The sequence below is a fragment of the Burkholderia sp. BCC0322 genome, from assembly GCF_902833045.1.
Taxonomy (GTDB): domain Bacteria; phylum Pseudomonadota; class Gammaproteobacteria; order Burkholderiales; family Burkholderiaceae; genus Burkholderia.
The window spans coordinates 20,758-46,053 of the sequence record NZ_CADFDU010000020.1; the positions used below are offsets into that span (position 1 = coordinate 20,758).

Below are 25,296 nucleotides of genomic sequence, written 5' to 3' on the forward strand. Positions count from 1 at the left end.
AGTGAATGCGAATCTGAACCGGATGTCGAATCCGACGCCGCCGGCCGAGCGGCAGCATGTGTTTCCGCCGCCGCTGGATCGCGATTACCGCGTCGAAGACGGGCGCGTGCTGACGCGCTCGCTGGAAGCGCATGTCGTCGATCACTGCAACCTGACCTGCGCGGAATGCTGCTCGCTGTCGCCGTTGCTGCCCGAGTGGTACGCGCGCCCCGAATCGCTCGAGGCCGATCTGCGCAAGGCGGCGAAGGTGCTGCGCCCGCGCCTGTTCAAGCTGGTCGGCGGCGAGCCGCTGCTGCATCCGGCGCTCGTCGAACTTGTCCAGCGGGTGCGTGCCACGGGCATCGCGCCGGTGATCTCCGTCACGACGAACGGCCTGAAGCTCGGCGAGATGACGGACGCGTTCTGGCAGGCGGTGGATGCGCTGACGATCTCGCGCTATCCGAAGCCGGCGCTGTCGCCCGACCTGGTCGCGCACATCGAGCGCCAGGCCGCGCGCTTCGACGTGCGCCTGAACTGGAAGGTGCAGGATGTGTTCACGACGATGAACCGCGCGGAGCCCGGCACCGATCGCGACGCCGCGCAGCGCCTTTATCACGATTGCTGGATACGCGAGCGCTGCCACATGATTCGCGACGGCATGTTCTACACATGCACGCGTCCGGCGCATTTCCATACGCTCTACAAGGGCGAGAAGGATTTTCAAGCCGACGGCCTGCCGCTGCGCGACGACGCCGGCATGCTCGACGCGATGCTCGCCTATCTGCAACGCGAGGCGCCGCTCGAAGCGTGCCTGCATTGCCAGGGCGGCAGCGCGCCGGTGGCGCCGCACCGCATCCTCAAACGCATTGAAGTACACGCCTTGAAGGCTCGTTATCCATGATCGTCGGCACGCGCGACCTGTTCGGCTTCGACCGGCTTCACTACCATCCACGCAGCGGTGCGACGGCGTCCGGCATCCGGGCCGTCCTGCACGCAGCGGGGCAACCGGCCGGCGAGCCGGACGTGGCGGCCATCGCCGGCTACCTGAGCGGCGATCGGCCGATCGGCCGCACCGTGCTGCGCGACGTGCGCGCGGTGCCGCCCGGCCATGCGCTGGTCCGCTCACCGCAAGGGCTGACCGTGCAGCCGGCGCCCGAGCGGCCGCGGCAAGCCGATCTGGAAACCGTGCTGCGCGCATCGCTGCAGCGCGCGCTCGACAGCGGCAAGCGTGCCGCGCTGGCGTTGAGCGGCGGGCTCGATTCGGCGCTGCTGCTCGCGTTGCTGCGCGAACTCGGTGCGCAGCGGCACGTGACGTCCTACGTGCTCGTGACCGACATGCCGGACTATTGCGAACGCGATGCCGCACTCGAACTTGCCGAGCAGATGCAGGCGAACGTGAAGATCGTGCGCGCGAACGAGGCCGATTTCGTCGCGGCGCTGCCGAGAACGACGCATGCGGTCGAGGAGCCGATGTTCAACCTGCATCCGGTCGCGAAGCTGTTGCTCGCCGAGGCGATGGCCGCGGACGGCGTCGAGGTGGCCATTACCGGCGACGGCGCGGACCAGGTGCTGCGTCGCGACCGGTCGGCCAACTACCTGCCGCTGTGCCATGCGCTGTTCGACGCGGCGTCGGTCGAGCTGCATCCGCCGTTCGTCGACGATGCCGTCGTCGCGCATTTGACGAGCATCGCGCCCGATCCGGACAAGCAATGCCTGCGCGATCTCGGTGCGCGCCTGAATTTGCCGGACCGGCTCGTGCATGGCCCCAAGCGTGGGCGGCTCGCCCCGGCGATGGACCTCGCGGCGCTGCTCGATCGCGACCGCACGCACGCGCTGGCCGACAAACTGGGTCTGGCCGCACCTGCGCTGCAGACGGACAACGAACGCGTGCTGTGGACGACGCTGTCGCTGATCCTCGATCATTTCGACCCACGCGATGCCGTGCATCGCCCAACCTGAGTCGTTCATGAAACGCATCCTGTTCTGCGTGGTGCCCGAGAAAGGGCACGTCAATCCGTGCATCGGCCCGGCCCAGCATCTGCGCGCCGCCGGTTGCGACGTCGCGTTCTACGCGCCGGCCGATATCAGCGCCCAGCTCGACGGCGCGGGCGGCTTCGCGTTCGTCGGGCCGCGCGAGACGCCCGAGCGCCACGACCTGTCGCGCGGCGCGAGCTTTGCCGCGAACATTCGCGACGCGGACTGGCTGCGGCACTGGATCCGCACGCTGCTGATCGATCTTGCACCCGCGCAGGTAGACGGCATTCGCGCGGTGCTGCGCGACTGGCAGCCCGACGTGGTCGTGATCGACCCGCTGCTCTATGCGGCGGCGATCGCCGCGGAGCTGGAAGGGCTGCCGTGGGTTTCGATGTCGAATTCGCTGAATCCGGTGCTGCCGGACGATCTCGATTCGGAACTGCTGCGCACGGTGCGATGGCTCGCGCCGGAGCGCACGCGGCTGTTCGCGCGCTACGGGCTCGATGCGCGTTTTCGCGGTTGCGACGTCCTGTCGCCGCACCTGACGCTCGCATTCACGACCGACGCGCTGGTCGGTGCGCCGCCGCCCGGCGTCGAGCTGGTCGGCCCGGCAATGCCGTCCGGCCCGCGCGGCGATGAGGCGCCGTTTCCGTGGGAGCGCCTCGATGCCGGTCGTCCGCTCGTCTACATGTCGCTCGGCAGCCAGCTCTACTACCATCCCGACGTGTTTGCGAAGGTCATCGACGCGACGCGCGCGACGTCGGCGCAACTGGTGCTGTCGGTGGGCGAGCTGGTCGATTCGGATCTGCTGCCGGCCGGCGACGAGCGCGTGGTCGCGGTGCGTTACGTGCCGCAACTGGCGCTGCTGCGTCGCACGCACGCGTTCGTCAGTCATGGCGGCGCGAATTCGGTGATGGAGTCGCTTGCCTGCGGCGTGCCGATGCTGCTGTCGCCGTTCTGCAACGACCAGTTCCATTCGGCGCACTTCGTCGAGCGGGCCGGTGCGGGGTGCGTGCTGGATCTGCAGCAGGCCGGCGTGGCGGACATCACCGACGCGCTCGAACGGCTGTTGCGGCCCGGATCGTTGCGCGAGCAGGCGGCGCGGGTCCGCGCGAGCTATGCTGCGCGCGACGGTTCGGCCGAGGCGGCGCGCCTGATCAGCGCACTCGCTTCAGGAAACCGCCGGGCGACAGCGTCATGAGGACGCGGTCCTCGATGTCGTAGTCGACCTCGAACCGGTCGTCGCGGGCGAGGAATTCATGCGCGGCGGTGGCCGGGTTATTGCCTTTGCCGTACGGCTTGCCGTCGAACATCGACGCGGGCAGGTACTCCATGATGGTGTCCATCACGATCGCATAGCTGCCGGGCGTCACGAGCGGCGCATAGCATTCGAGTTCGCGCAGCACGTGCGCGTGCGTATGCGTGAGATCGAGGATCGCCATCACGCGCGCGCCGTCGCCGATCTGTGCGCGCACCGACGCGAGCGTGTCGGCCGCGCACGATTCGCCTTCGAGCAGTGTCATGCGATGGGCGAGCCGGTGCGATTGCAGGCGCTGCCTGACTTCGTCGCGCAGGCGCGGTTCGATCGCGACGACGCGGCCGCTGCCGCCCGCCAGTTCCAGCATCGACGCGGAGAACACGACGCCGCCGCCCGCCGCGATGCCGGTCTGCACGATGCAGTCGGGACGCGCGCGCCAGATCAGTTCCTGGAGCGCGAGCATGTCGCCGGGCAGATGGAAGAAGCGCTCGCCGAGCCAGCGCGTCTGGAACAGATGGTCGAATTCGGCGGCGCGCGTCAGCCAATCGATATTGATGTCCCGCATGCGGGCCGAGGGACGCTCTGACATGGTCAATGCAACGAGTAGGAGTGACGTGAAAACGCTGGAACCGTGGCTTCACCGGTGCTGGAACATCGGGCCGGCGCACCTGCAGGCGCTGGCGTCGGGCCATACTAACAAAACGTATCTCGTCGAGTGTGATGCGAGGCGCGCGGTGCTGCGCGTGTCGTGGTCCGGCAAGGCGGCCGAACAGGTGCATCGCGAGGCGGCGATACTCGGCCACCTCGGCCACCCGCGCACGGCGCCGAGGCTGCCCGTGCTGCCGCGCCTGCGGCCGACCGTGGATGGGCAATCCGGTGTGCAACTGCCCGACGGGCGCTGGCTGCATTTGTTCGAGCATATCGACGGCAGCCCCGGCCTGCCGGACGATGCGGAGGCGGGCGCGATCGATGCGATGCGTGCGCTTGCGCACCTGCATGCGGCGATGGCGGCGATACCCACGACCGAATCGGCGCCGCTGGCCTGGCTGTCGGCACGCCACGCACGCGTAGCGGCGCGTGCCGCTCCGTCGTTGCCGGGTGACTTGAGCGGCCACTACGAGACGATGATTCGCCGGATCGGTGCACATCTCGACGCTGCCGCGCGCTGGCTGACAGGGGCGGCGCACTGGCTGCACGGCGATTATCACGCGGGCAACTTGCTGTACGTCGGGCACGCGGTGAACGGCGTGCTCGATTTCGACGATGTCGGGCAGGGCGCGCAGTGGCTCGAAGCGGCCTTTGCGCTGTTCGCGCTGTCGCGCGATGCGGGCAGGGACGATCGCTTCGTATTCGATGCGCAGCGCTGGGAGGCCGGCCTGCAAGCCTATGCCGCGACGCGTCCCGATGCCGCACCGGACTGGATGCATGAGCGCCGCGATGCGCTGATGGCCCTGTTTTGCGTGGACCAGACGCTGATCCATCTCGAAGCCGCGCAGCGCGGCCTGTGGACGCCGGGGCCCGGCATCGGGTTTCTCGGCGGCTGGTGGCAGTTGCTGGATGGTGCGACGCCCGGACGCTAGCCGGCCGCTGCGTCAACGCGACCGATTCAGGAACAGGCGCACCGCTTCGACCGTGTTGGGCCGCGCCTCGCCGTGCCGCGATCCGTCGTGCAGGCAAAACAGCACGTCGCGCTGCCGTGCCGCGCTGGCGTCGACATGCGCGCACATCGCGTCGAATAGCGCCTGCGGCGACGGCGCGGGTCGCTGCCAGTCGTCCAGTATCGCGGTCCAGCCCGTGTGTTCGCGCTGCAGCCGCGTCAGCACGCCGGCGCGGTTGTCCTGCGGCACCAGTCCATAAGGCAGGCGTAGCGGGATCGTGTCCGGAGCCGGAACACCGGCGCGGCGATAGGCTTCGCGGATCAGCGTATCAGTCGTCTCGATCTCGTCGATCAGCGCGTCGTCCGCCAGCACGCCGGGCTTCGCGTGCGAATGGGTGTGATTGCCGAGTGGATGGCCGTCACTCGCCATTCTCGCGGCGACGTCGAGCGCGCCTGCGAGATTCTGGCCGAGGAGGAAGAAGGTCGCGTGGCAGGAGGCGGCGCGCAGGACGTCGAGCAAGGGGAGCGTCGAAGGGCCGGGGCCGTCGTCGAAACTGAGGCGAATGGACATCGCGGGTGGGAGCGCCTTTCGAGGTGTACCGGAGGAACAATAGCGCAAGTCGTGGCGAGCGGCGGCTCGCGCATCCGTTGGCCTGCTAGTGGAGCGGCTCGACCGCCAGCGGACAGGTGCCGATCCGGCGCAATTGCGTGCCGGTCCACTCATAGAAGAACCGGGCGGCCTTCGTGTTGCTGTCGTCGCAATCGTCGTTGAAGCAGCCCGCGACGATCAGCAGCCTGCTGCCGGGCCGGAAATCGACGCGCTCCTCGTCGTTGCCCATCACGCCCGCAATGGCCTGCACGCCGGGCATCGTATACGTCGCGCCCGTGTATTTGTCGACGATCGCGAAATTCCGGCAATCCGTTCCGCAACCCCAGATCGCGACCCGGTAGTGGCCGGCAAAATTGGCCGGTTGCGTGAATTCGTCGCGAATGACGGTGCGGTAGAGGCGGGCTTCCTTGCTGGTCAGGCGTGGCGCCGTGACCGGCTTGCGCGGCGCGCTTGCCGACGGTGCCGGATAGCGGTCGAACGAAGGCGACGGGCATGCGGCGGCGGATGTGGCCGCCGCCGCGCGAGCGGCGCCTGCGCCGCAAAGCAGCGCGGCCGATGCGCCGGCGATCAGCAGAAATCGATGGGCAGGCGTCACGCGAGCATCCTTCATGTTCGGGATGGGGATCGGGCCGGAGGATCCGAACGGCCGGCGACGACGATTCTATGACGCTTCGCGCGCCGGCGATCCGGAGCGGCGATCGCGATTGGGTGCAATCCCCGGCCTTCCGCGCACGGCCCGCCGTCAAGCTTTGTCAAATTGCGGCGATCTCACGATACCTGACGTTTCAGCGCGCATTCGAAGGCTGTATTGCACGGGTTGATTGAGTATCCTTGGATTCGATTCGCGGTACTCATGCAGTCACAACCGGGAGGCTTCACATGAATGCACGTCTATACCGCGCGACCGTTGCCGGCGCGCTGATCGGATTGCTCGCACCGTTTTCGGTGGCGCATGCGCAGCTTGGCGATGTCCTGAAGCAGGTCGGCGGCGGTGGCGATTCAGGCGGCAGCGCGGGCGGTGCGCTCGGCAATCTCGGTGGCCTCGGCGGTGCGCTGACGGGCGGGGGCGGTGCATCGCTGATGCCGGGCAGCACCGGCAACGTCGCGGGCATCCTGCAGTTCTGCATCCAGAACAATTATCTCGGCGGGGCGTCCGGCGGCGCGTCGTCGGTGAAGGACGCGCTGATGGGCAAGCTCGGCGGCAACGCGTCGTCCGACAGCGGGTATACCAGCGGCGCAAGCGGGATTCTCGATGCCGGCAACGGCGGCAAGCTCGACCTGAGCGGCGGTGGGCTGAAGCAGCAGGTCACCAAGCAGATCTGCGACAAGGTGCTGACGCAGGCGAAGTCGCTGTTGTAAGCGTCTCGGCGCGTGGCGGTTGCGCGTTGCGCAACACGAGGTGCGGTGCGAGGTGTTCCGCGCCAGTCGGCGATCGCGACTGCCACGTGCACATCGACGAACGGACGGGCGGCCGCGCGATGCCGCGGCCCGCACGCATGGACTCAATCGGCCAGCCGCTTGTCGGCGAGCGCCTTGCAGCAGTCTTCGTACACCCATTGCACGAGTTTCGCCCGATAGTCGAGATCGTCGGTATCGACGATTTCCTCGACCGCGTCGCGCGCCCACGACGCATCCACGAACCCGGCATGCCGCTTCGCGATGTCCTGCGCGAGCGCCGCGAGCTTGGCAACGGCCAGCCAGTCGGCCTGGCGGTGATGGCGGTCGAGCCAGCGGTGCGCGGCCTGGACCTGGAACGTGGCGTCCGGCCACGATTCGTTGAGGTAAAACGCGCCGAGATTGCCGCAGGTGAGCCAGCAAAGCAGTTCCAGGCGGTCTTGCGAGCCGAGGGTATGGGGTGCGTCGGACATGGCAGCGCTCACGAAATTCGTCGATTCCGGGCGGCGCCGGTTGGTTGCAATGGGCCGGTGCCGATAATAAAAACATAGCACGACGCGGGCCCGGCCGCGCACCCGGGCGGATGCTGACATAGCGGTGGCGAAGTGGACGCTGCGCCGGCGTGGGTGGCCGACGGCAGAGCGAGGGGGGAGCGGGAACGGGAAGCGCGCGAACGCATGAGGAACCGCGCGGGAAGAAGCGGCCCGGAACCGGCCGCTTGCGCCGCGCCGCGGGCCGGTGGCCGTGCCCGCCGCAGCCCGGCGCGCGGGCTGCGGATGAGCGGGATCAGGCCGTCGGGTGCGTGGCGCGCGCGATCGAGCGGATGCTGCGCTCGACGCGGATCAGGATGATCAGCACCGCGAGCGACACGAACGAATACAGTGCGACGAGCGCGGCGACGCCCGCGTAGCGCGCGGTCTGGCCATTCTCGGCAGCCGTTTCTTCCGCGGCCTTCTTCTCGTTGTCGATCGCGGTCCGGCGCGCATCGTAGCGCTCGGAGAAGTCGCGCATGACCGCCGACACGACGTCGGTGTAAGCCTGCTCGCGCGCATATTCGTCGCCGTGCCCGGAGACCTTCTTCTTGACGCTGGCCGCGACGTCCGCGCGCGACAGCACCTTGTCGAGATACGCGATCTGCTGCTCGTAGTACGCGACGTCCGGATGGTCGTCGTCGCCGAGCACGCGCTGGAACGACGGCTCGTACGCGTCGCGATCGACCGCGTAGTCTGGCGACAGGGCCGCCCGGCCGTGCTTCTGCACGATGCCCGACAGGCGCGTCGACAGGCGCAGCGCGGGCGACGCGTCGTCGTCCTTGGCTGCCGCGCCGTCGGCGGCCGGCGTGGCCTTGGCGGGTGCGTCGTTCTCCCACGCGAACGATGCTGGATCGACCTGGATGGCCGAATCGACCTTCGGCGGTTTCGAGAGGCGTGCATCGAGTGCGATCGCGCCGAAAATGACCCCGCCGATCAGGACTGCGGTCGCGAACAACAGCACGATCACGCGCAGTACCTGAAGATAGCCGCCCTCGATTTTGGTCAGGATGCTCAAGGCATTCTCCTTTCTTATGATGAATGAGGCGCCGAGGCTAAAGACCTTTCCAATGGCTGTCAATCGTCACACCGGCGGACTGAAACGCTCGCTAGAATGTCGGCTTTCCTGGAGGCGGAAAGCGATGAAAATCTACGACCAGTTCTATATCGACGGCGCGTGGCGCAAACCGGCCGGCACCGGCACGATCGACGTGATCGACTCGGGCACCGAAGCCGTGATCGGCCGGATTCCGGAAGGCGTCGCGTCCGACGCGCAGGACGCGATCCGCGCGGCGCGCGCAGCCTTCGATGCCTGGGCGGCCACGCCCGCCGCGACGCGCGCGGGCTACCTGCGCAAGATCGTCGAGCATCTGCAGGCGCGCAGCGAGGAACTCGCGCAGTCGATCACCGGCGAAGTCGGGATGCCGATCAAGCTGTCGCGTGCGATCCAAGTCGGCGGCCCGATCTACAACTGGAAGGCGTACGCGAAGCTTGCGGAGTCGTTCGAGTTCGAGGCACAGGTCGGCAACTCGCTCGTCGTGCGCGAGCCGGTTGGCGTCGTCGCGGCGATCACGCCGTGGAACTACCCGCTCAACCAGGTGACGCTGAAGGTCGCGCCGGCGCTCGCAGCCGGCTGCACGGTCGTCCTGAAGCCGTCCGAAGTCGCGCCGCTCAACGCGTTCATGCTCGCCGAAGCGATTCACGAAGCCGGGCTGCCGGCCGGCGTGTTCAACCTCGTGTGCGGCTACGGCCCGGTGGTCGGCGAGGTGCTGGCCACCGACCCGGACGTCGACATGGTGTCGTTCACCGGCTCGACGCGCGCCGGCAAGCGCGTGGCCGAGCTGGCGGCCGCGGGCGTCAAGCGCGTCGCGCTCGAACTGGGCGGCAAGTCGGCGTCGGTGATCCTCGACGATGCCGATTTCGCGACGGCGGTGAAGGGCACCGTCAACGCGTGCTACCTGAACGCGGGGCAGACCTGCTCGGCGCACACGCGGATGCTGGTGCCGGAAGCGCGCTACGAAGAGGCGCGCGAGATCGCAAAGGCGGCGGCCGAAACCTACGTCGCCGGTGATCCGCGGCAGGATGCGACGCGCCTTGGGGCGCTTGCATCGGCTGTCCAGCAGCAGCGTGTACAGGACTACATCCAGCGCGGGATCGACGAAGGCGCGGAACTCGTGACGGGCGGCACGGGCATGCCGGAAGGGCTCGCGAAGGGCTTCTTCGTGAAGCCGACCGTGTTCGGCCGGGTCGACCCGAAATCGACGATCGCGCAGGAAGAAATCTTCGGGCCCGTGCTGTCGATCATCACGTATCGCGATGAAGACGAGGCCGTGCGAATCGCGAACGATTCGCCGTACGGGCTCGGCGGCGCGGTGTGGGCCGGCAGCGACGAACGCGCGATGCGCATCGCGCGCCGCATCCGTACCGGGCAGGTCGACATCAACGGCGGCACGTGGAACATGGCCGCGCCGTTCGGCGGCTACAAGCAGTCGGGGCACGGCCGCGAGAACGGCGTGTACGGGCTCGAGGAATATCTCGAGTACAAGTCGATGCAGCTCAAGCCCGCGAAGCCGGCCTGAGCGTTTCTCACGGCCCGAACCGGAAATGGCACGCTCGCGTGCCGTTTTTTTATTGACGGCCGTCAAGGTGCGCGTCGGTGGATCGTCGATCATCGCGGTTCCGATGTTCCGATGAGGTTTCAGATGACCGTACGCACTTCCTTTCCGCCGCTGACGATTCGCGGCCGCACCTTGCTGCCCGTCGTGCAGGGCGGCATGGGCGTCGGTATCTCCGCGCACCGGCTGGCGGGCAGCGTCGCGCGCGAAGGCGCGGTCGGCACGATCGCGAGCATCGACCTGCGTCACCATCATGCGGACCTGCTCGCGCGTTGCCGCGCGCAACCCGATCGCGCGACGCTCGAGGCCGCGAACCTCGAGGCGCTCGCACGCGAGATCCGCCTTGCGAAGACCTACAGCGAAGGGCGCGGGATGATCGCGGTCAACGTGATGAAGGCCGTGAGCGCGCATGCGGACTACGTGCGGGTGGCGTGTGACGAGGGCGCGGACGCGATCGTGATGGGCGCGGGCCTGCCGCTCGACCTGCCCGACCTGACGCAAGGACACGACATCGCGCTGATCCCGATCCTGTCGGACAGCCGCGGGATCGCGCTCGTGCTGAAGAAGTGGATGAAGAAGGGGCGCCTGCCCGACGCGATCGTGATCGAGCATCCGGCGCATGCGGGCGGCCATCTCGGCGTCACGCAGATCGACGACATGCACGACCTTCGATTCGATTTCGCGCGCGTGCTCGACGAAACCGCTCAGGTGATGGCATCGCTCGGGCTCGCGCGCGAAACGATTCCGTTGATCGTTGCGGGCGGAATCAACAGTCATGACGCGGTGCGCGCGGCGCTCGAGGCCGGCGCGAACGGCGTGCAGGTCGGGACACCGTTCGCGGTGACGGAAGAAGGCGATGCGCATCCGCACTTCAAGCGCGTGCTGGCTGATGCGACGCCCGACGACATCGTCGAATTCGTCAGCGTGACGGGGCTGCCTGCACGTGCGGTGAAGACGCCGTGGCTCGATCGTTACCTGCGCAACGAGACGCGCATCCGCACCAAGCTCGGTGCGCTGAAGCAGCGTTGCCCGACCGCGCTCGAATGCCTGAGCGTATGCGGCTTGCGCGACGGCATCGAGAAGTTCGGCCATTTCTGCATCGATACGCGGCTCGCGGCTGCATTGCGCGGCGACGTCGCGAACGGGCTGTTCTTCCGTGGCCGCGAAGCGCTGCCGTTCGGTCGTGCGATCCGCAGCGTGCGCGATTTGCTCGATCTGCTGCTGACGGGCTGTGCGACCGAGCCTGCGGCAAACCGTCCCACGTTTACGCTGGCTTGACGGATATCAACATGACGAAAAGACCCTACGAGGAGAATGGAAACCATTCTTTGGGGGTCCGTACCATGCATAAAACGATTCGAACTTGTGTTGTCGCTGCCGCCGTTGCGGCTGCTTTCGCCGCGATGCCTTCGCTGTCGCACGCGGCCTCTCCCGGCGACGGCATCAACCAGGGCGACGTCCTGGTCCGGCTGCGTGCGATCAGCATCCAGCCGAACGAACGCGCGAGCGATACGCTGGGCGCGCTGAACGTCGGCGTGAACAACGCGATCGTGCCCGAGCTCGACTTCACGTACATGATCCGCGACTACCTCGGCGTCGAGCTGATCCTCGGCACGTCGAGGCACCAGCTGACGTCGAGCCTCGGCAATCTCGGCGGCGTGGGCGTGCTGCCGCCGACGCTGCTGCTGCAGTACCACTTCAACCACGCCGGCAAGGTGCGTCCGTACGTCGGCGCGGGGGTGAACTACACGTACTTCTACAACAACGGGCTCAACGTCGGCGGGGAGGGCGTGTCGATCAACAAGAGCAGCTTCGGCCCGGCGCTGCAGTTCGGCGTTGACGTGCAGTTGACGAAGAAGGTGTTCATGAACGTCGACGTGAAGAAGATCTGGATGAGCACCGATGCGACGCTCGGCGACAAGGGCATCGGCACGCTGCACATCGATCCGCTGATCGTCGGGGTGGGCGTCGGGATGAAGTTCTAGGCGCGTTCGGAAAAGAACAGAGTTGGGGTTGGCGGCATGGCGGTCGGCATGCCGCTTTTTTTATGCGCGGCGGATTTACAGCTTGTCGTACTGGAAGCGCATCGCGGTGCCTTCGCGCTGGATGCGCTCCCACACCGCGCGCTTTTCGTCGTCGCTCAGGAACACCCAGTTCGACACCTCGGCGGCCGTGCGGCCGCAGCCCTTGCAGACTTCGTCGAAGAGGGTCGAGCACACGCCGATGCAGGGGCTGTCGGGAAGGTCGTGGAGATTGGAGGCCATCGGAAGGGTGCGCGCAGTTGAATCGTCAGCCGCCATTTTAATGCATCGCGGGCGGGCGGGCGGTCGGACGGGTGCGGCCGGCATGCCGCACCGGTGCCGTGACTCGACAGTGCGGCCGGGTTCGGGCACAGCCGCCAGGCGGTTCGCAGCCGGCCGGCGCACGCGGTTTCGCCGCCGCCCGTTTTTCCCGGTGGACAGCCGCCGATTACCCGATAGAATTCCCCGGGAACACCCCGCCGCACGGGCGGCCAGCCTGGCCGGCGGCGGGAATCTGTTCCGTTTGCGCGACATCGGTATGATTTTTTTGTGACGGCGCGCGAATGATGGTAGTTTTCGGGGTTTTCGAGGGGCGGCGCGCCAGAATGCGCCGCCATGACGAGGCAGACGGCAGCCGGACACACGGTCCGGCCGGAGGGAGAACGGGATGAAAGCAAAGGTAGTGGGCCGGTTCGCAGCGCTCGCGCTGTGCGTGGGTGCATCGGCGGCAGCGGCGAAGGATACGCAGCTCAATGTCTATAACTGGTCGGACTACATTGCGAAGGACACGATCCCGAACTTCGAGAAGCAGACGGGGGTCAAGGTCCGCTACGACAACTACGACAGCGACGACACGCTGCAGGCGAAGCTGCTGACGGGCAGCTCGGGCTACGACATCGTCGTGCCGACCAGCAACTACGCGGGCAAGCAGATCGCCGCCGGCATCTTCGCGCCGCTCGACAAGTCGAAGCTGCCGAACCTCAAGTACCTCGATCCGCAACTGATGGCGCTCGTCGCCGGCGCGGACCCGGGCAACAAGTACTCGGTGCCCTGGGCATACGGCACGACCGGTCTCGCCTACAACCTGACGAAGGCGCAGCAGGCGCTCGGCAAGGTCCCGCTCGACAACTGGGACATCCTGTTCAAGCCGGAAAACCTGTCGAAGCTCAAGAGCTGCGGCGTGTCGGTGCTCGACGCGCCCGACCAGATGTTCGCGGCGGCGCTGCACTACATCGGCAAGGATCCGATGAGCACGAACCCGGCCGACTACAAGGCCGCGATGGACGTGCTGAAGAAGATCCGCCCGTTCATCACGCAATTCAACTCGTCGGGCTACATCAACGACCTGGTCGGCGGCGACATCTGCTTCGCGTTCGGCTGGTCGGGCGACGTCGTGATCGCGAAGCATCGCGCGATCGAGGCGAAGAAGCCGTACAAGATCGAGTACTACATTCCGAAGGGCGGCGCGCCGGTCTGGTTCGACGTGATGGCGATTCCGAAGGACGCGAAGAACAAGGAAGCGGCCCTCGAGTGGATCAACTACATCGAGGACCCGAAGGTCCACGCGGCGATCACGAACGCGGTGTACTACCCGAGCGCCAACGCCGAGGCTCGCAAGTACGTGCGGCCCGACGTCGCGAACGACCCGGCCGTCTATCCGCCGGCCGACGTCGTGAAGACGTTGTTCCTGCTCAAGCCGTTGCCGCCGGAAGTCCAGCGTCTGCAGACGCGTCTGTGGACCGAGCTGAAGTCGGGCCGCTGATACGCGCCGATGTTCCCAGCAGTCATGAAGCCCCTGGTGCCCCCGGGGGCTTTGTTCGTTCAACGCAGGAGAGAAGCAGCACATCATGAATAGCCAGTCGGGTGCGCCGGTCGCGGGCGCATCGTCCTCCGTTTCCTCCTCCGGCGCCGATGCGCGCGCCGAGAACTTTGTCCAGATCGTCGACGTCGTCAAGAAGTTCGGCGACACCGAAGCCGTGCGCAGCGTCAACCTGACCGTGCGCCAGGGCGAGCTGTTCGCGCTGCTCGGCAGCTCGGGCTGCGGCAAGTCGACGTTGCTGCGGATGCTCGCGGGCCTCGAGACGGTCACGTCGGGCAAGATCCTGATCGACGGCGAGGACCTCGCGCAGATGCCGCCGTACAAGCGGCCCGTGAACATGATGTTCCAGTCGTATGCGCTGTTCCCGCACATGTCGGTCGAGTCGAACGTCGCGTTCGGTCTCAAGCAGGAAGGCACGCCGAAGGCCGAGCTGAAGGAGCGTGTCGCTTCGGCGCTCGAACTCGTGCAGATGAGCAAGTACGCGAAGCGCAAGCCGCATCAGCTGTCCGGCGGCCAGCAGCAGCGCGTCGCGCTCGCGCGCTCGCTGGTCAAGCGGCCGAAGCTGCTGCTGCTCGACGAGCCGATGTCCGCGCTCGACAAGCAGATCCGCCAGCGCACGCAGATCGAGCTCGTCAACATCCTGAACAAGGTCGGCGTCACCTGCATCATGGTCACGCACGACCAGGAAGAGGCGATGACGATGGCCAATCGCCTCGCGGTGATGAGCGAAGGGCAGATCGTGCAGATCGGCTCGCCGAACGAAGTGTACGAATATCCGAACAGCCGCTTCTCGGCCGAATTCATCGGCTCGACGAACCTGTTCGACGGCGTGACGGTCGAGGACGAACCCGACCACGTGTATATCGAGTCGCCGGAGCTGCCGAGCCGGCTGTACGTGAGCCACGGGATTTCGGGCCCGCTCGGGATGCCGGTCACGGTGTCGGTGCGCCCCGAACGGATCGCGCTGACGCGCAAGCCGCCCGAAGGCGCGTTCAACTGGGCGCGCGGCCGGATCAGCAACGTCGCGTACATGGGCGGCTATTCGCTGTATCACGTGAAGCTCGATGCGGGCAAGACGGTGATCGCGAACGTGTCGAGCCTCGCGATTTCGGAGCTCGACACACCGGCGCTCGGCGACGAGATCTACGTGCGCTGGAGCGCGACGGCCGGCGTGGTGCTGACGTCATGAGCGCGTTCAAGTCCCTGCTCGAGTGGCCGGTGCGGCGCTTCAACCTGACGGGCGCCACGGCGGTCGTCGCCGGGCCGTTCACGTGGCTCGTGCTGTTCTTCCTCGTGCCGTTCGTGCTGGTCGTCAAGATCAGCTTCGCGGAACTGCAGCTCGGCATCCCGCCGTACACGGAGCTCGCGTCGTACGCGGACGGCGTCGTGCACGTCGCGCTGAACCTGTCGCACTATGCGTTCCTGTTCACCGACAGCCTGTATTTCGCGACCTACGTGAACTCGGTGTGGGTGGCCGCCGTGACGACGCTGCTGTGTCTGCTGATCGGCTATCCGATGGCGTACTACATCGCGCGCTCGAACCCGGCGACCCGCAACCTGCTGATGATGGGCGTGATGCTGCCGTTCTGGACGTCGTTCCTGATCCGCGTGTACGCGTGGATCGGCATCCTGAAGAACAACGGGCTGCTGAACAACTTCCTGATGTGGATCGGCCTCACGCATACGCCGATCGAGCTGTATCGCACCAACTACGCGGTGTACATCGGGATGGTCTATTCGTACCTGCCGTTCCTCGTGATGCCGCTCTACGCGCACCTCGTGAAGATGGACCTGCGCCTGCTCGAAGCCGCGTACGACCTGGGCGCCAAGCCCTGGAAGGCGTTCGTGCAGATCACGCTGCCGCTGTCGAAGAACGGGATCATCGCGGGCTGCCTGCTCGTGTTCATCCCGGCGGTGGGCGAGTACGTGATTCCCGAGCTGCTCGGCGGCGCGAACACGCTGATGATCGGCCGCGTGATGTGGAATGAGTTCTTCAACAACGCAGACTGGCCGATGGCGTCGGCGGTGACCTGCGCAATGGTGCTGCTGCTGCTCGTGCCGATGGCGATGTTCCAGCACTTCCAGGCGAAGGAGCAGGGGGGCCGTCGATGAAGCCGAATCGTTACCTGCAGTTCGCGGCGCTGTTTGCCGGCTTTGCGTTCCTGTACATCCCGATCATCAGCCTGATCGTCTATTCGTTCAACGAGTCGAAGCTCGTCACCGTGTGGTCGGGTTTCTCGTTCAAGTGGTACTCGGCGCTCGTCGAGGACGACGAGTTGCTGACCGCCGCGTGGCTGTCGCTGAAGATCGGCGTGCTGACCGCGTTCGCGTCGGTGTTCATCGGCACGTGGGCCGGCTTCGTGCTCGCGCGGATGGGGCGCTTTCGCGGTTTCGCGCTGTTCAGCGGGATGATCAACGCGCCGCTCGTGATCCCCGAGGTGATCCAGGGGATCTCGCTGCTGCTGCTGTTCATCGAGCTGGCGAAGTGGATCGGCTGGCCGGCCGAGCGCGGCATCTTCACGATCTGGCTCGGCCACGTGATGCTGTGCATCTCGTACGTCGCGATCATCGTGCAGTCGCGTGTGCGCGAGCTGAATCCGTCGCTGGAAGAGGCCGCGCTCGATCTCGGCGCGACGCCGCTGAAAGTGTTCTTCACGATCACGCTGCCGCTGATCTCGCAGGCGCTGATCGCGGGCTGGCTGCTGTCGTTCACGCTGTCGATCGACGACCTCGTGCTGTCGGCGTTCCTGTCGGGCCCCGGCTCGACGACGCTGCCGCTCGTCGTGTTCTCGCGCGTGCGCCTCGGGCTGAACCCGGAAATGAACGCGCTCGCGACGCTGTTCATCGTTGCGGTGACGGCCGGCGTCGTGATCGCGAACTTCGTGATGCTGCGGCAGGAGCGCAAGCGGATGGCGGGGTTCGCGACCTGACGTTCAGGTCATGATCGCCATGGAAAACGCCCGGTGCCGACGACGAGTCGGGCCGGGCGTTTTGTTGGGTGGCGCTGCGTGCGGATCGGCGCCGGTCAGGATGCGATTGCGACGGACGAAGGGCGCCAGCGCCACGGCATGGGTTCGATGTCCGTGCCCGACCGTGGCCGCCTCATGCGTGGAACGCCGCCTTCGCCAGCAGCCCGAGCGCGACGCACACGAGCACGGCCGCGAATCCGGCCTGCACGTGCCGGGCGGCGAGGTGGCGTGACGCGCCGCGACCGGCGGCCATGCCGAGCGCGGTCGCGACGGTGAACCACAACGTCACGTCGAGCGGTGCGCGCGTGCCCGACACGAGCGTGGCGATGACACCGCCGGTGCCGACGAGCGCGATCACCATCAGCGACGTCGCGACGACGCCGTGCATCGACACGTTCGTGAACTTGCGCAGCATCGGCACGATCACGAAGCCGCCGCCCACGCCGAGCAGCCCCGTCATCAGGCCCGTCATCGCACCGGTCGACGCAAGCGCGACGCCGACCGGCCAGGACCAGACGAGCCGGCCCGTATCGGGATTCACGCGGCCGACGCACAGCGGCGACGCTGCCGCGTCGACCGGCGCGTGCCGCAGCGCCTGCAACAACAGGCGGCCGGCGACGACCAGCATCGTCAGCGCGAACAGCGCGAGCAGCAGGCGTTGCGGCAGCACATGCGCGAGCCGTACGCCGAGCGTGGTCAGCGGCACGCCGGCCACGGCCATCAGCAGCGCCGCGCGGTAGCGCACGAGCCCGCGGCGGAAACCTTCGAGCGCGCCGAGCGCGGCGCTGCCCGCCACCGCGACGAGCGCGACGGGCGTGGCCTGCTGCATCGGCCAGCCCATGCCGACGACGAGCGCGGGCACCGCGAGGATGCCACCGCCGGCGCCGGTCAGGCCGAGCACGGCGCCGACGAAACCGCCCAGTACGAGGGAAATCAGCATGACGTCATCGCGCTCCGGTCAACGTGCGATCGCGGGCTTCGCGAGCCATTCGCGGCCCTTGAGCATCGCCTTCCAGTAGAGCGGCGGCAGCACGCGTTCCTTGAGCAGCCACGCGAGGCGCGACGGACGCTTGCCGTCGATCAGCCACGCGGGGAAGGTCGGTGCGACCTTGCCGCCGTACAGGAATTCGGCGAGCACGATCTTGCCGCGCTCAACCGTGAGCGGGCATGAGCCATAGCCGTCGTACGCGGCGTCGCCGTGTGCGTGGCCGAGCGACGCGAGCAGGTTGTGTGCCACCACCGGTGCCTGCTTGCGGGCGGCCGCGGCCGTTTTCGCATTGGTCGTGTTGGTGGCGTCGCCGAGCGCGTAGATGTCCGGAAACTGCTTGTGGCGCAGTGTCGCCGGATCGACGTCGATCCAGCCGGCCGCGTCGGCGAGCGGGCTCGAACGCACGAAGTCGGGCGCCTTCTGCGGCGGCACGACGTGGATCATGTCGAACGCGCGCACGACGGTTTCCTTGCCGCCGTCCGGCAGCGCGCGCGCGAACGTCGCGCGGCGCGCGGGCCCGTCGATCGACACGAGGTTGTGGCCGAACGACAGCGCGATGTCATAGCTTTTCACATACTCCATCAGCGCGGGCACGTAGTCGGCGACACCGAACAGCGCGGCGCCCGCATTCAGGAACTCGACGTTCGCGGCTTCGAGGCGGCCCGCGCGCCGCCAGTGATCGCACGACAGGTACATCGCCTTCTGTGGCGCGCCCGCGCACTTGATCGGCATCGGCGGTTGCGTGAAGAGCGCGTTGCCGCCGCGGAACGCGCGCACGAGCTCCCACGTGTACGGCGCGAGATCGTAGCGGTAGTTGGACGTGACGCCGTTGCGGCCGAGCGTGTCGGCGAGCCCTTCGATCGCGTGCCAGTCGAGCTTGAGCCCCGGACACACGACGAGCTTGCGATACCCGATGCGGCGACAGCCGTCGAGGACGACGGTGTGCGCGTCGGGCTCGAAGCCCGCGACGGCGGCCTGGATCCGCTGCACGCCACGCGGCAGCACGTCGGTCATTCGGCGTGCGGTGGTCTCGGGCCGGAACACGCCCGCGCCGACCATCGTCCAGCCGGGCTGGTAGTAGTGGACGTCGGCCGGGTCGATCACCGCGATGTCGAGCGACGCATCGCGCGCGAGCAGGCTCGACGCGACCGCGATGCCGGCAGCGCCCGCGCCGACGATCACGATGTCGTGCCGCGCATCGACGGCCGGTGCCGCCTGCCTGCCGCCTTGCACGACACGCGAGGCGAGCGCGCGCAGGTCGTAGCCGGCTGCGCCGGCCGTCGCGACGATGTCGTTCAGCGGCCGCAGGCCGGCTTGCGACAGCGCCCACAGCGTGGCCGAGCGCGTGCCGCTGCGGCAATACGCGAGCACCGGGCCTTCGAGCGACGCGAGGAGCGCGCCGAACTGCGCGGCCTGGTCGTCGGTCACCTTGCCCGTATCGACCGGCAGGTAGTGCACGTCGATGCCGAGCGGCACGGCGGCCGCGCGGATCTCGGTGACGGTCGGCTGGTCGGGGCCTTCTCCGTCGGGGCGGTTGCAGATGATCGCGCGGATGCCGGTTGCGTGAAGCGCGGGCAGGTCGGCCGCCGCGATCTGCGGCGAGACCGACAGCGTGTCGGTCAGCTTGCGGATGGTGGTCATGTCGGGGTTCTCGGTTGGGGGCGGCGGCGCTCAGATCGCGTCGAGCGGGATCTTCAGGTAGCGCACGCCGTTGTTTTCGGGCTCGGGCAGGTGGCCGGCGCGCATGTTGACCTGCACGGACGGCAGCATCAGCACGGGCATCGCGAGCGTGGCGTCGCGTGCGGTGCGCATCGCGACGAAATCGTCCTCGGTCACGCCGTCCTTCACGTGCACGTTCGCGCGGCGCTGCTCGGCCACGGTCGTCTCGAACCGCACGTCGCGGCCGCCCGGCTGGTAGTCGTGGCACAGGTACAGGCGCGTGTCGGGCGGCAGCGCGAGCACGCGGGCGATCGAGCGGTACAGCGTGCGCGCGTCGCCGCCGGGGAAGTCGCAGCGGGCCGTGCCGTAGTCGGGCATGAACAGCGTGTCGCCGACGAATGCCGCGTGCTGCGTCGCATCGTCGACGCAGTAGGTCATGCATGCTGGCGTATGGCCCGGCGTATGCAGCGCGCGGATCGTCAGCGCGCCGAGCGCGAGCGTGTCGCCGTCGTCGAGCAGCCGGTCGAACTGGCGGCCGTCGTGCGCGAAGCCGGGGCCTGCGTTGAACAGCGTGCCGAACACGTGCTGCACGCGGCGCACGTGCGAACCGATCGCGATCTGGCCGCCGACGTGTTCCTTCAGGTACGGTGCGGCCGACAGGTGGTCGGCGTGCACATGGGTTTCGAGCAGCCAGTGAACGTCCGCGCCGAGTTCGGCGACGCGGGCGATCAGCCGGTCGGCGCTCGCCGTGTGCGTGCGGCCGGATTTAGGGTCGTAGTCGAGCACGCTGTCGATCAGCGCGCATGCGCGGCTCGCGGTATCGAGCAGCAGATAGCTGACGGTGTGGGTCGCCGGGTCGAAAAAGCCTTCGACCGACAGCGTGGGGGCGTTGCTCACGGGGGTATCCTCGATCAGGTTCTGCATCTGCAATCGGGATCGGTAACTCAAGAAGCGTGCCAGCCTGCATCGTGGTACCGGCCGATCTGCCAGGGACTTGATTCGGCTCGGATTTTCGGTGCAACCGCGGCGATGCGCAGGTGTCGGCGGCACCGGTTCGCCACGGTGAACTGCCACAACTGGCAGTGCCGTGGCAGAATTGGCAGTCTGCGTGGCAGTTCGTCAGGCAGCCCCTACACCGAGCGTCCGCATGAATCCGCACGACACCATCCCGATCGTCCCCGCGCCGCGCCGCGACGTCATGCCCGACGTGCGCGCGCTCGTCGCGTATCTCGAGCAGGATCCGCAGCCGATGATCGTCGTCGATCCCGACTACCGCATCCTCGCGGCGAACGATGCGTACCGGCGCCAGTTCGGCGTCGCGGGCGTCGAGCACGTGGGCCGGCACTGCTTCCAGGTCTCGCATCACTACGACGTGCCGTGCGACCAGGCCGGCGAGCATTGCCCGATGAAGCAGGCGCTCGAATCGCGCGGGCTGAACCGCGTGCTGCACATCCACCACACGCCGCGCGGCCCCGAGCATGTCGACGTCGAATTGCGGCCGATCTTCGATGCGCAGGGCAACGTGATCGCGTACGTCGAGCGGCTGACGACGGTGCGCAGCGCGTCCGCGCAGCCGAGTGCGGAAGGGCTCGTCGGCGGCGCGGACGCGTTCAATGCGGCGCTCGGCGCATTGCAGCGCGTCGCGCCCTCGATGCTGCCGGTGCTGCTGCTCGGCGAATCGGGCACCGGCAAGGAACTGTTCGCCCGCGCGCTGCACGAGGCGAGCGACCGCGCAATGGGGCCGTTCGTCGTCGTCGATTGCTCGGGGATCGCCGAGACGCTGTTCGAGAGCGAACTGTTCGGCTACGAGAAGGGCGCGTTCACCGGCGCGAACCAGCGCAAGCCGGGCCTCGTCGAGACCGCGCAGGGCGGCACGCTGTTTCTCGACGAGATCGGCGACGTGCCGCTGCCGATGCAGGTGAAGCTGCTGCGGCTGATCGAGTCGGGCACGTTCCGGCGCGTCGGCGGCGTCGAGGCGCTGCGCGCGGATTTCCGGCTCGTCGCGGCCACGCACAAGCCGCTGCGCGAGATGATCGACGACGGCCGGTTCCGGCAGGATCTCTATTACCGGATCAACGCGTTTCCGATTCCGTTGCCGGCGCTGCGCGACCGGCGCGGCGACGTCGCGCTGCTGGCCGAATCGATCCTGCGGCGGATCGCGAATGCGCGTACCGGCGCGGGCGACGCGAGCGCCCGGCCGTTCGCGGCCCGGCCGTTCGTGCTGACCGAGCCCGCACGGGCGTGCCTCGAAGCGTATGGATGGCCGGGCAACATCCGCGAGCTGCGCAACGTGCTCGAGCGCGCGTGCCTGTTCGCGGACGACGGGACGATCCGCATCGAGCACCTGCCAGCGGAGCTGGTCGCCGCATCGGCGGCGCCGCAGGACCATACGGCCGATGCGCGCGGCGTGTCGGACGCGGAGCTGGTGCGGATCGCGCACACGTTCGACGGCACGCGCAAGGCGCTCGCCGAACAGGTCGGCATGAGCGAGCGGACGTTGTACCGGCGGATGAAAGCGCTCGGGCTCGGATCGCGCGAGCGCTGAACGGGAGGGCGGCTGGCAGCGGCAGGCGGCTTTGTCGATAATGGCGCGTTCGATCCTGCCTCCACGTCAACGATGAAGACACGCTTCCTTTCGCCCGGTCTGTTTCTTGCGGCCACTGCGCTGTGCAATCCGGCACAAGCCGCCGCCCAATACACATGGACCGACGCGGCCGGCGCCCATGCGGTGACGCTCGCCAGGACCGAATCCGGCGACGACGTCGAACTCAAGGTGGCCGCGACGCTCGACGGCCGGCCCGACTGGACCGTACGCGACTACGTGAAGGCCTGCCCGGTCGACGTGATCCTCGACGTCGTGCCCGCGTCGATCGAAATGCGCGACCTGCTCGGCAACGGCCGCAAGCAGTTCCTGTTCGCGTACAAGATCGGCTGCCGCGGCGACGTCAGTGCCGACCAGGTCAAGTACTTCCTGGTCGACCAGGGCACGAAGTACGTGCTCCGCGGCGAGGAAACCGTCACGGTCAACGGCAAGTTCATGGACGGCGGCGCGGCGCCCGTGCCGAATGCGGACCTGAAAGCCCAACCCGCGTTTCTGCGCTACATGACGAAGCATTGGCACGGGATCAGCGTGCGCGACTATCGATAGGCGCGCACTCAACGCGCAGGCGCGAGCTGCGCCATCGCCTCCCGCACGAAGCCGATCAGCGTGTCGTCGATCCACGAATCCTGCGTCAGCGACGGCTCGTTCATCAGCGCCTGGCGGAATTTCGCATGCGTGGCCGGATCGTTGCCGGCATAGCTGCAGAACAGCGCGAGCCAGCGCTGCGCGAGCGCGCGGCCCTCCGGTGAATCCGGCCTGGCGCCCGCATCGATCGCGTCGCGTACGTCGCCCATCAGTTGCGGCCATGCCATCGCGCTTTCACCGTAGTGGGCGCGCATGAAGCGAATCTCGTCCGGCGCGAGATACTTCTCGAAGATCCGCATCTTGGTTTCCGACGACGCGCGCAGCACATAGTCGCGCAGCGCGGTCGAAATGCCGATCTTCGACTGCATCGCCGGTTCGTGCTCGTGCATCAGGTTCAGCTTCGCCAGCAGCCGCGGGTCGTTGTTCGTGTCGCGCACGAGCAGCGACATCCAGCTGCTGGCGAGCGCACGGGTGCGTTCGTCCTCGGCGGGTACGCCCGCATCGTGCAGCGCACGCACCTCGTCGACGAGTGCGATCCATTCGGCGTCGCCCGCCTGGCTCTTCTGGTACATCGGCAGGCGCGCGAGTTCTTCCGCGGAAAAATATTTGTCGTACACGGTCATCAACTCCAGTGTGGTGAGCCAATCGGCCAGCTCCGGCTCCGTGCCCGCGGCGAGCTGCGCGTGCAGGCTCACGAGCCGTTCGCGCAGCTGCGCGGTCTGCGCGAGCTGACGGTCGAGCAGCGCGATCTGCTTCGCGACGATCTCGACGAGCGGGGTGTCGGGCTGGTTCAGGTGGTCGCCGATTTCGGCGAGCGACAGGCCGAAGCGACGCAGCGCCTGGATCTGGTGGAGCCGGGCGATGTCGTGGCGGTCGTACAGCCGGTAGCCGTTGTCGGCGCGCGCCGAAGGCGTCAGCAGACCGATCGCGTGATAGTGATGAAGCGTGCGGACGGTCAGCCCGCTGCGTTTCGCCAGTTCTCCCACTTTCAGTCGCATTCGTTCCTCCGTTCGGGTCGCACACTGGAGTCTCGAACGTTACGCTACGTGAGGGTCAAGCGGAAGATCGGGAATCGGGTGCGCGGGGAAATGCCGCGCGCACCCGACGGCAGGGCCGGCTTATTGCGGCGAAGGCGGGGCGCCCGCGGTGGCGGCGCGCGCTTGCTGACCGGTTGCGGCGTCGCCGGCTGCCGGGTCGGTCTTGCCGGACCGGCCGGACCGGCCGGCCTGGTCGACCGGCGGCGTGCCCATCGCCTGGTAAAGCCGCGCAGTATCCGCGAACCGCGCGCCGGTCGCGCGGATCTCGTCGAGCCGCGCGTTGCGGTACTGCAGCTCGCTGGCGCGCGCGGCCGACGGTGGCAGCGCGCCGAGCCGCACGCGGGCCGCCGCGTCGTCGTACGCGCCGCGCGCGGACAGTGCGGCACGCGACGACGCGTCGAGCGCCTCCGCGTCATGCTCGAGCGCCGCGAGCGAATCGGCGACGTTCTGAAACGCGCCGAGCACGGCCTGCTTGTACTGGTCGACGGCGGCCTCGTAGGTCGCCTTCGCCGCGCGGCGCTGCGCGAGCAGTGCGCCGCCATGGAAGATCGGCTGGCTCAGCGACGCGCCGACGTTCCAGATCGCGCCGGCGCCCGACAGCATCGCCGGCCAGCTGAAGCCGCCTTTGCCCATCGCGGCCGACAGCGACAGCTGCGGGAACATCTGCGCGGTCGCGAGCCCCACTTCGGCCGCGGCGGCCTTCAGCCCCGCGTCGGCTGCCTGGATGTCCGGGCGGCTTTGCAGCAGGTCGGACGGCACGACGACGGGCACTTGCTCGGGCAGGTGCAGGTCGGCGAGCGTGAGATCGGCCGGCGGTTGGTCGGGCGTGCGGCCGATCAGCACCGCGAGCGCATGGCGCGCCGAGTCGCGCTGCTGGCGCAGCGCGGGCAGGCTCGCCGCGAACGTGTCGGCGCTTTGCCGTGCGTTCAGCGCGTCGCTGCGCGAGGCCGAACCGAGCGCGTAGCGGCGTTCGGCATCGTGCGCCTGGTCGTTCGCGAGCGCGACGAGCCGCTCGGTCGTGCTGATCTGCGCGTTGAGCACCGATACCGTGATCGACGCGGTGACGATGTTCGCGGCCAGCGCGCGCCGCGCGGATTCGAGCTGGAACGCGCTGACGTCGACGCGCCGCGCCAGCGCACGGTTCGCGAAACGCGACGCGCCGAACAGGTCGATCGTGTAGCTCGCCTGCAGTTGGCCGACGAACGTGTCGTACAACAGCGTCGGCGCGCCGAGCGCGGGAATCGGCACGCCGAGCGCACGCTGGCGCGTGGCCTGGCCGCCCGCGTCGATCGACGGCAGCATCGAGCTGCCGATCTGCCCGCGCAACTGTTCGCGCGCGGCATCGAGCGAGTGCGATGCCGCGCTCAACGTCGGGCTGTTGCGCAGCCCTTCGTCGACGAGCGCGTTCAGCGCGTCGGAGCGGTACTGCTTCCACCAGTCGGGCACCGGTTGCGCGCCGACCTCGAACTGCTGTGCGACGCCTTGCGCGGACACGGTCTGCTGGGCTTGCGGCGTGGTGCCGTAATGCGCGGGCGACGGCATCGCGGGCGGCTCGCCGCTCGGCGCGAACCAGGCGCAGCCCGCGAGCGGGCCGGCGAGGCTCGCCACGGCGAGTGCCCGCACGGCTTGGGTTTTCAGGTTCATCGATCGATCCATGG

Annotated in this window: 25 protein-coding genes; 14 read left to right on the top strand and 11 right to left on the bottom strand. The window is 67.9% G+C overall.

Features of this window, described 5'->3' with window-relative positions:
- Position 1 precedes the first annotated feature (1 nt).
- From HWX39_RS33280 to HWX39_RS33290, 3 genes are read left to right on the top strand one after another with little or no spacing between them, the layout of a single operon-like run.
- Positions 2 to 880, top strand: a complete 879-nt coding sequence (locus tag HWX39_RS33280; protein WP_175971814.1) for a 4Fe-4S cluster-binding domain-containing protein — start codon at positions 2 to 4, stop codon at positions 878 to 880.
- Positions 877 to 1,938 carry an asparagine synthase-related protein gene (locus tag HWX39_RS33285; RefSeq protein WP_175971815.1) on the top strand — a complete coding sequence of 354 codons (1,062 nt, stop codon included), beginning with the start codon at positions 877 to 879 and terminating at the stop codon, positions 1,936 to 1,938. The genes HWX39_RS33280 and HWX39_RS33285 overlap by 4 nt, the downstream gene beginning before the upstream one ends.
- Positions 1,939 to 1,945: 7 nt before the next feature.
- Positions 1,946 to 3,154 (top strand): glycosyltransferase, encoded by a 1,209-nt coding sequence (locus HWX39_RS33290; protein WP_175971816.1) that lies wholly within the window; start codon positions 1,946 to 1,948, stop codon positions 3,152 to 3,154.
- On the opposite strand, the gene HWX39_RS33295 is transcribed toward HWX39_RS33290, so the two are convergent.
- Positions 3,111 to 3,800 (bottom strand): CmcI family methyltransferase, encoded by a 690-nt coding sequence (locus HWX39_RS33295; protein WP_175971817.1) that lies wholly within the window; start codon positions 3,798 to 3,800, stop codon positions 3,111 to 3,113. The two genes, HWX39_RS33290 and HWX39_RS33295, sit on opposite strands and share 44 nt — an antisense overlap.
- Positions 3,801 to 3,825: 25 nt before the next feature.
- On the opposite strand from HWX39_RS33295, the gene HWX39_RS33300 reads away from it, so the two are divergent.
- Positions 3,826 to 4,791: a phosphotransferase gene (locus HWX39_RS33300; RefSeq protein ID WP_244135143.1), complete on the top strand. Its 966-nt coding sequence runs from the start codon at positions 3,826 to 3,828 to the stop codon at positions 4,789 to 4,791.
- Positions 4,792 to 4,803: 12 nt separating this feature from the next.
- On the opposite strand, the gene HWX39_RS33305 is transcribed toward HWX39_RS33300, so the two are convergent.
- Positions 4,804 to 5,379, bottom strand: coding sequence for a polysaccharide deacetylase family protein (locus tag HWX39_RS33305; protein WP_175971819.1), 576 nt, complete (start codon positions 5,377 to 5,379; stop codon positions 4,804 to 4,806).
- 85 nt (positions 5,380 to 5,464) lie between these two features.
- Positions 5,465 to 6,013: a hypothetical protein gene (locus HWX39_RS33310; RefSeq protein ID WP_175971820.1), complete on the bottom strand. Its 549-nt coding sequence runs from the start codon at positions 6,011 to 6,013 to the stop codon at positions 5,465 to 5,467.
- A 284-nt stretch (positions 6,014 to 6,297) separates the two neighbouring features.
- Here HWX39_RS33310 and HWX39_RS33315 point away from each other — a divergent pair, with 284 nt between their 5' ends.
- Positions 6,298 to 6,777 carry a DUF2501 domain-containing protein gene (locus HWX39_RS33315; protein WP_175971821.1) on the top strand — a complete coding sequence of 160 codons (480 nt, stop codon included), beginning with the start codon at positions 6,298 to 6,300 and terminating at the stop codon, positions 6,775 to 6,777.
- A gap of 143 nt (positions 6,778 to 6,920) precedes the next feature.
- Here HWX39_RS33315 and HWX39_RS33320 read toward each other — a convergent pair whose 3' ends face one another.
- Positions 6,921 to 7,286 carry a hypothetical protein gene (locus HWX39_RS33320; protein WP_059234078.1) on the bottom strand — a complete coding sequence of 122 codons (366 nt, stop codon included), beginning with the start codon at positions 7,284 to 7,286 and terminating at the stop codon, positions 6,921 to 6,923.
- A 313-nt stretch (positions 7,287 to 7,599) separates the two neighbouring features.
- Positions 7,600 to 8,361, bottom strand: coding sequence for a hypothetical protein (locus HWX39_RS33325; RefSeq protein ID WP_175971822.1), 762 nt, complete (start codon positions 8,359 to 8,361; stop codon positions 7,600 to 7,602).
- Between the two features lie 124 nt (positions 8,362 to 8,485).
- On the opposite strand from HWX39_RS33325, the gene HWX39_RS33330 reads away from it, so the two are divergent.
- The 3 genes from HWX39_RS33330 (at position 8,486) to HWX39_RS33340 (ending at position 11,943) form a co-directional block, all read left to right on the top strand.
- Complete coding sequence (locus HWX39_RS33330; RefSeq protein ID WP_175971823.1) at positions 8,486 to 9,922, top strand: aldehyde dehydrogenase family protein; 1,437 nt, start codon at positions 8,486 to 8,488, stop codon at positions 9,920 to 9,922.
- A gap of 123 nt (positions 9,923 to 10,045) precedes the next feature.
- Positions 10,046 to 11,236: a nitronate monooxygenase family protein gene (locus HWX39_RS33335; protein WP_175971824.1), complete on the top strand. Its 1,191-nt coding sequence runs from the start codon at positions 10,046 to 10,048 to the stop codon at positions 11,234 to 11,236.
- Positions 11,237 to 11,301: 65 nt separating this feature from the next.
- Complete coding sequence (locus HWX39_RS33340; protein ID WP_175971825.1) at positions 11,302 to 11,943, top strand: OmpW family outer membrane protein; 642 nt, start codon at positions 11,302 to 11,304, stop codon at positions 11,941 to 11,943.
- A gap of 75 nt (positions 11,944 to 12,018) precedes the next feature.
- On the opposite strand, the gene HWX39_RS33345 is transcribed toward HWX39_RS33340, so the two are convergent.
- Complete coding sequence (locus HWX39_RS33345) at positions 12,019 to 12,222, bottom strand: DUF1289 domain-containing protein (RefSeq protein ID WP_021159754.1); 204 nt, start codon at positions 12,220 to 12,222, stop codon at positions 12,019 to 12,021.
- 424 nt (positions 12,223 to 12,646) lie between these two features.
- On the opposite strand from HWX39_RS33345, the gene HWX39_RS33350 reads away from it, so the two are divergent.
- The 4 genes from HWX39_RS33350 (at position 12,647) to HWX39_RS33365 (ending at position 16,728) form a co-directional block, all read left to right on the top strand.
- Positions 12,647 to 13,741 carry a polyamine ABC transporter substrate-binding protein gene (locus HWX39_RS33350; protein WP_175971826.1) on the top strand — a complete coding sequence of 365 codons (1,095 nt, stop codon included), beginning with the start codon at positions 12,647 to 12,649 and terminating at the stop codon, positions 13,739 to 13,741.
- A gap of 85 nt (positions 13,742 to 13,826) precedes the next feature.
- Complete coding sequence (gene potA, locus HWX39_RS33355; protein ID WP_175971827.1) at positions 13,827 to 14,987, top strand: polyamine ABC transporter ATP-binding protein; 1,161 nt, start codon at positions 13,827 to 13,829, stop codon at positions 14,985 to 14,987.
- Positions 14,984 to 15,910, top strand: coding sequence for an ABC transporter permease subunit (locus tag HWX39_RS33360; protein ID WP_111016956.1), 927 nt, complete (start codon positions 14,984 to 14,986; stop codon positions 15,908 to 15,910). The genes potA and HWX39_RS33360 overlap by 4 nt, the downstream gene beginning before the upstream one ends.
- Complete coding sequence (locus HWX39_RS33365; RefSeq protein ID WP_175971828.1) at positions 15,907 to 16,728, top strand: ABC transporter permease subunit; 822 nt, start codon at positions 15,907 to 15,909, stop codon at positions 16,726 to 16,728. Before HWX39_RS33360 ends, HWX39_RS33365 begins: the two co-directional genes overlap by 4 nt.
- 172 nt (positions 16,729 to 16,900) lie before the next feature.
- Here the strand turns inward: HWX39_RS33365 and HWX39_RS33370 are convergent, their stop codons facing one another.
- Genes HWX39_RS33370 through HWX39_RS33380 form a run of 3 tightly spaced genes read right to left on the bottom strand, consistent with a single transcriptional unit; the run spans position 16,901 to position 20,311 of the window.
- Positions 16,901 to 17,707, bottom strand: a complete 807-nt coding sequence (locus tag HWX39_RS33370; RefSeq protein WP_175971829.1) for a sulfite exporter TauE/SafE family protein — start codon at positions 17,705 to 17,707, stop codon at positions 16,901 to 16,903.
- An 18-nt stretch (positions 17,708 to 17,725) separates the two neighbouring features.
- Complete coding sequence (locus HWX39_RS33375) at positions 17,726 to 19,396, bottom strand: bifunctional protein tyrosine phosphatase family protein/NAD(P)/FAD-dependent oxidoreductase (RefSeq protein ID WP_175971830.1); 1,671 nt, start codon at positions 19,394 to 19,396, stop codon at positions 17,726 to 17,728.
- A gap of 30 nt (positions 19,397 to 19,426) precedes the next feature.
- Positions 19,427 to 20,311 (bottom strand): MBL fold metallo-hydrolase, encoded by an 885-nt coding sequence (locus HWX39_RS33380; protein WP_175971831.1) that lies wholly within the window; start codon positions 20,309 to 20,311, stop codon positions 19,427 to 19,429.
- Between the two features lie 250 nt (positions 20,312 to 20,561).
- Between HWX39_RS33380 and HWX39_RS33385 the strand changes: the two genes are divergently transcribed.
- Entirely contained in the window at positions 20,562 to 21,959 is a 1,398-nt protein-coding gene (locus HWX39_RS33385; protein WP_175971832.1) for a sigma 54-interacting transcriptional regulator, read from the top strand.
- Positions 21,960 to 22,031: 72 nt separating this feature from the next.
- Positions 22,032 to 22,562 (top strand): DUF4124 domain-containing protein, encoded by a 531-nt coding sequence (locus HWX39_RS33390; RefSeq protein ID WP_175971833.1) that lies wholly within the window; start codon positions 22,032 to 22,034, stop codon positions 22,560 to 22,562.
- A gap of 8 nt (positions 22,563 to 22,570) precedes the next feature.
- Here the strand turns inward: HWX39_RS33390 and HWX39_RS33395 are convergent, their stop codons facing one another.
- Positions 22,571 to 23,599, bottom strand: coding sequence for a MerR family transcriptional regulator (locus HWX39_RS33395; protein ID WP_175971834.1), 1,029 nt, complete (start codon positions 23,597 to 23,599; stop codon positions 22,571 to 22,573).
- A 120-nt stretch (positions 23,600 to 23,719) separates the two neighbouring features.
- Entirely contained in the window at positions 23,720 to 25,294 is a 1,575-nt protein-coding gene (locus HWX39_RS33400; RefSeq protein WP_175971835.1) for an efflux transporter outer membrane subunit, read from the bottom strand.
- Positions 25,295 to 25,296: the final 2 nt, after the last annotated feature.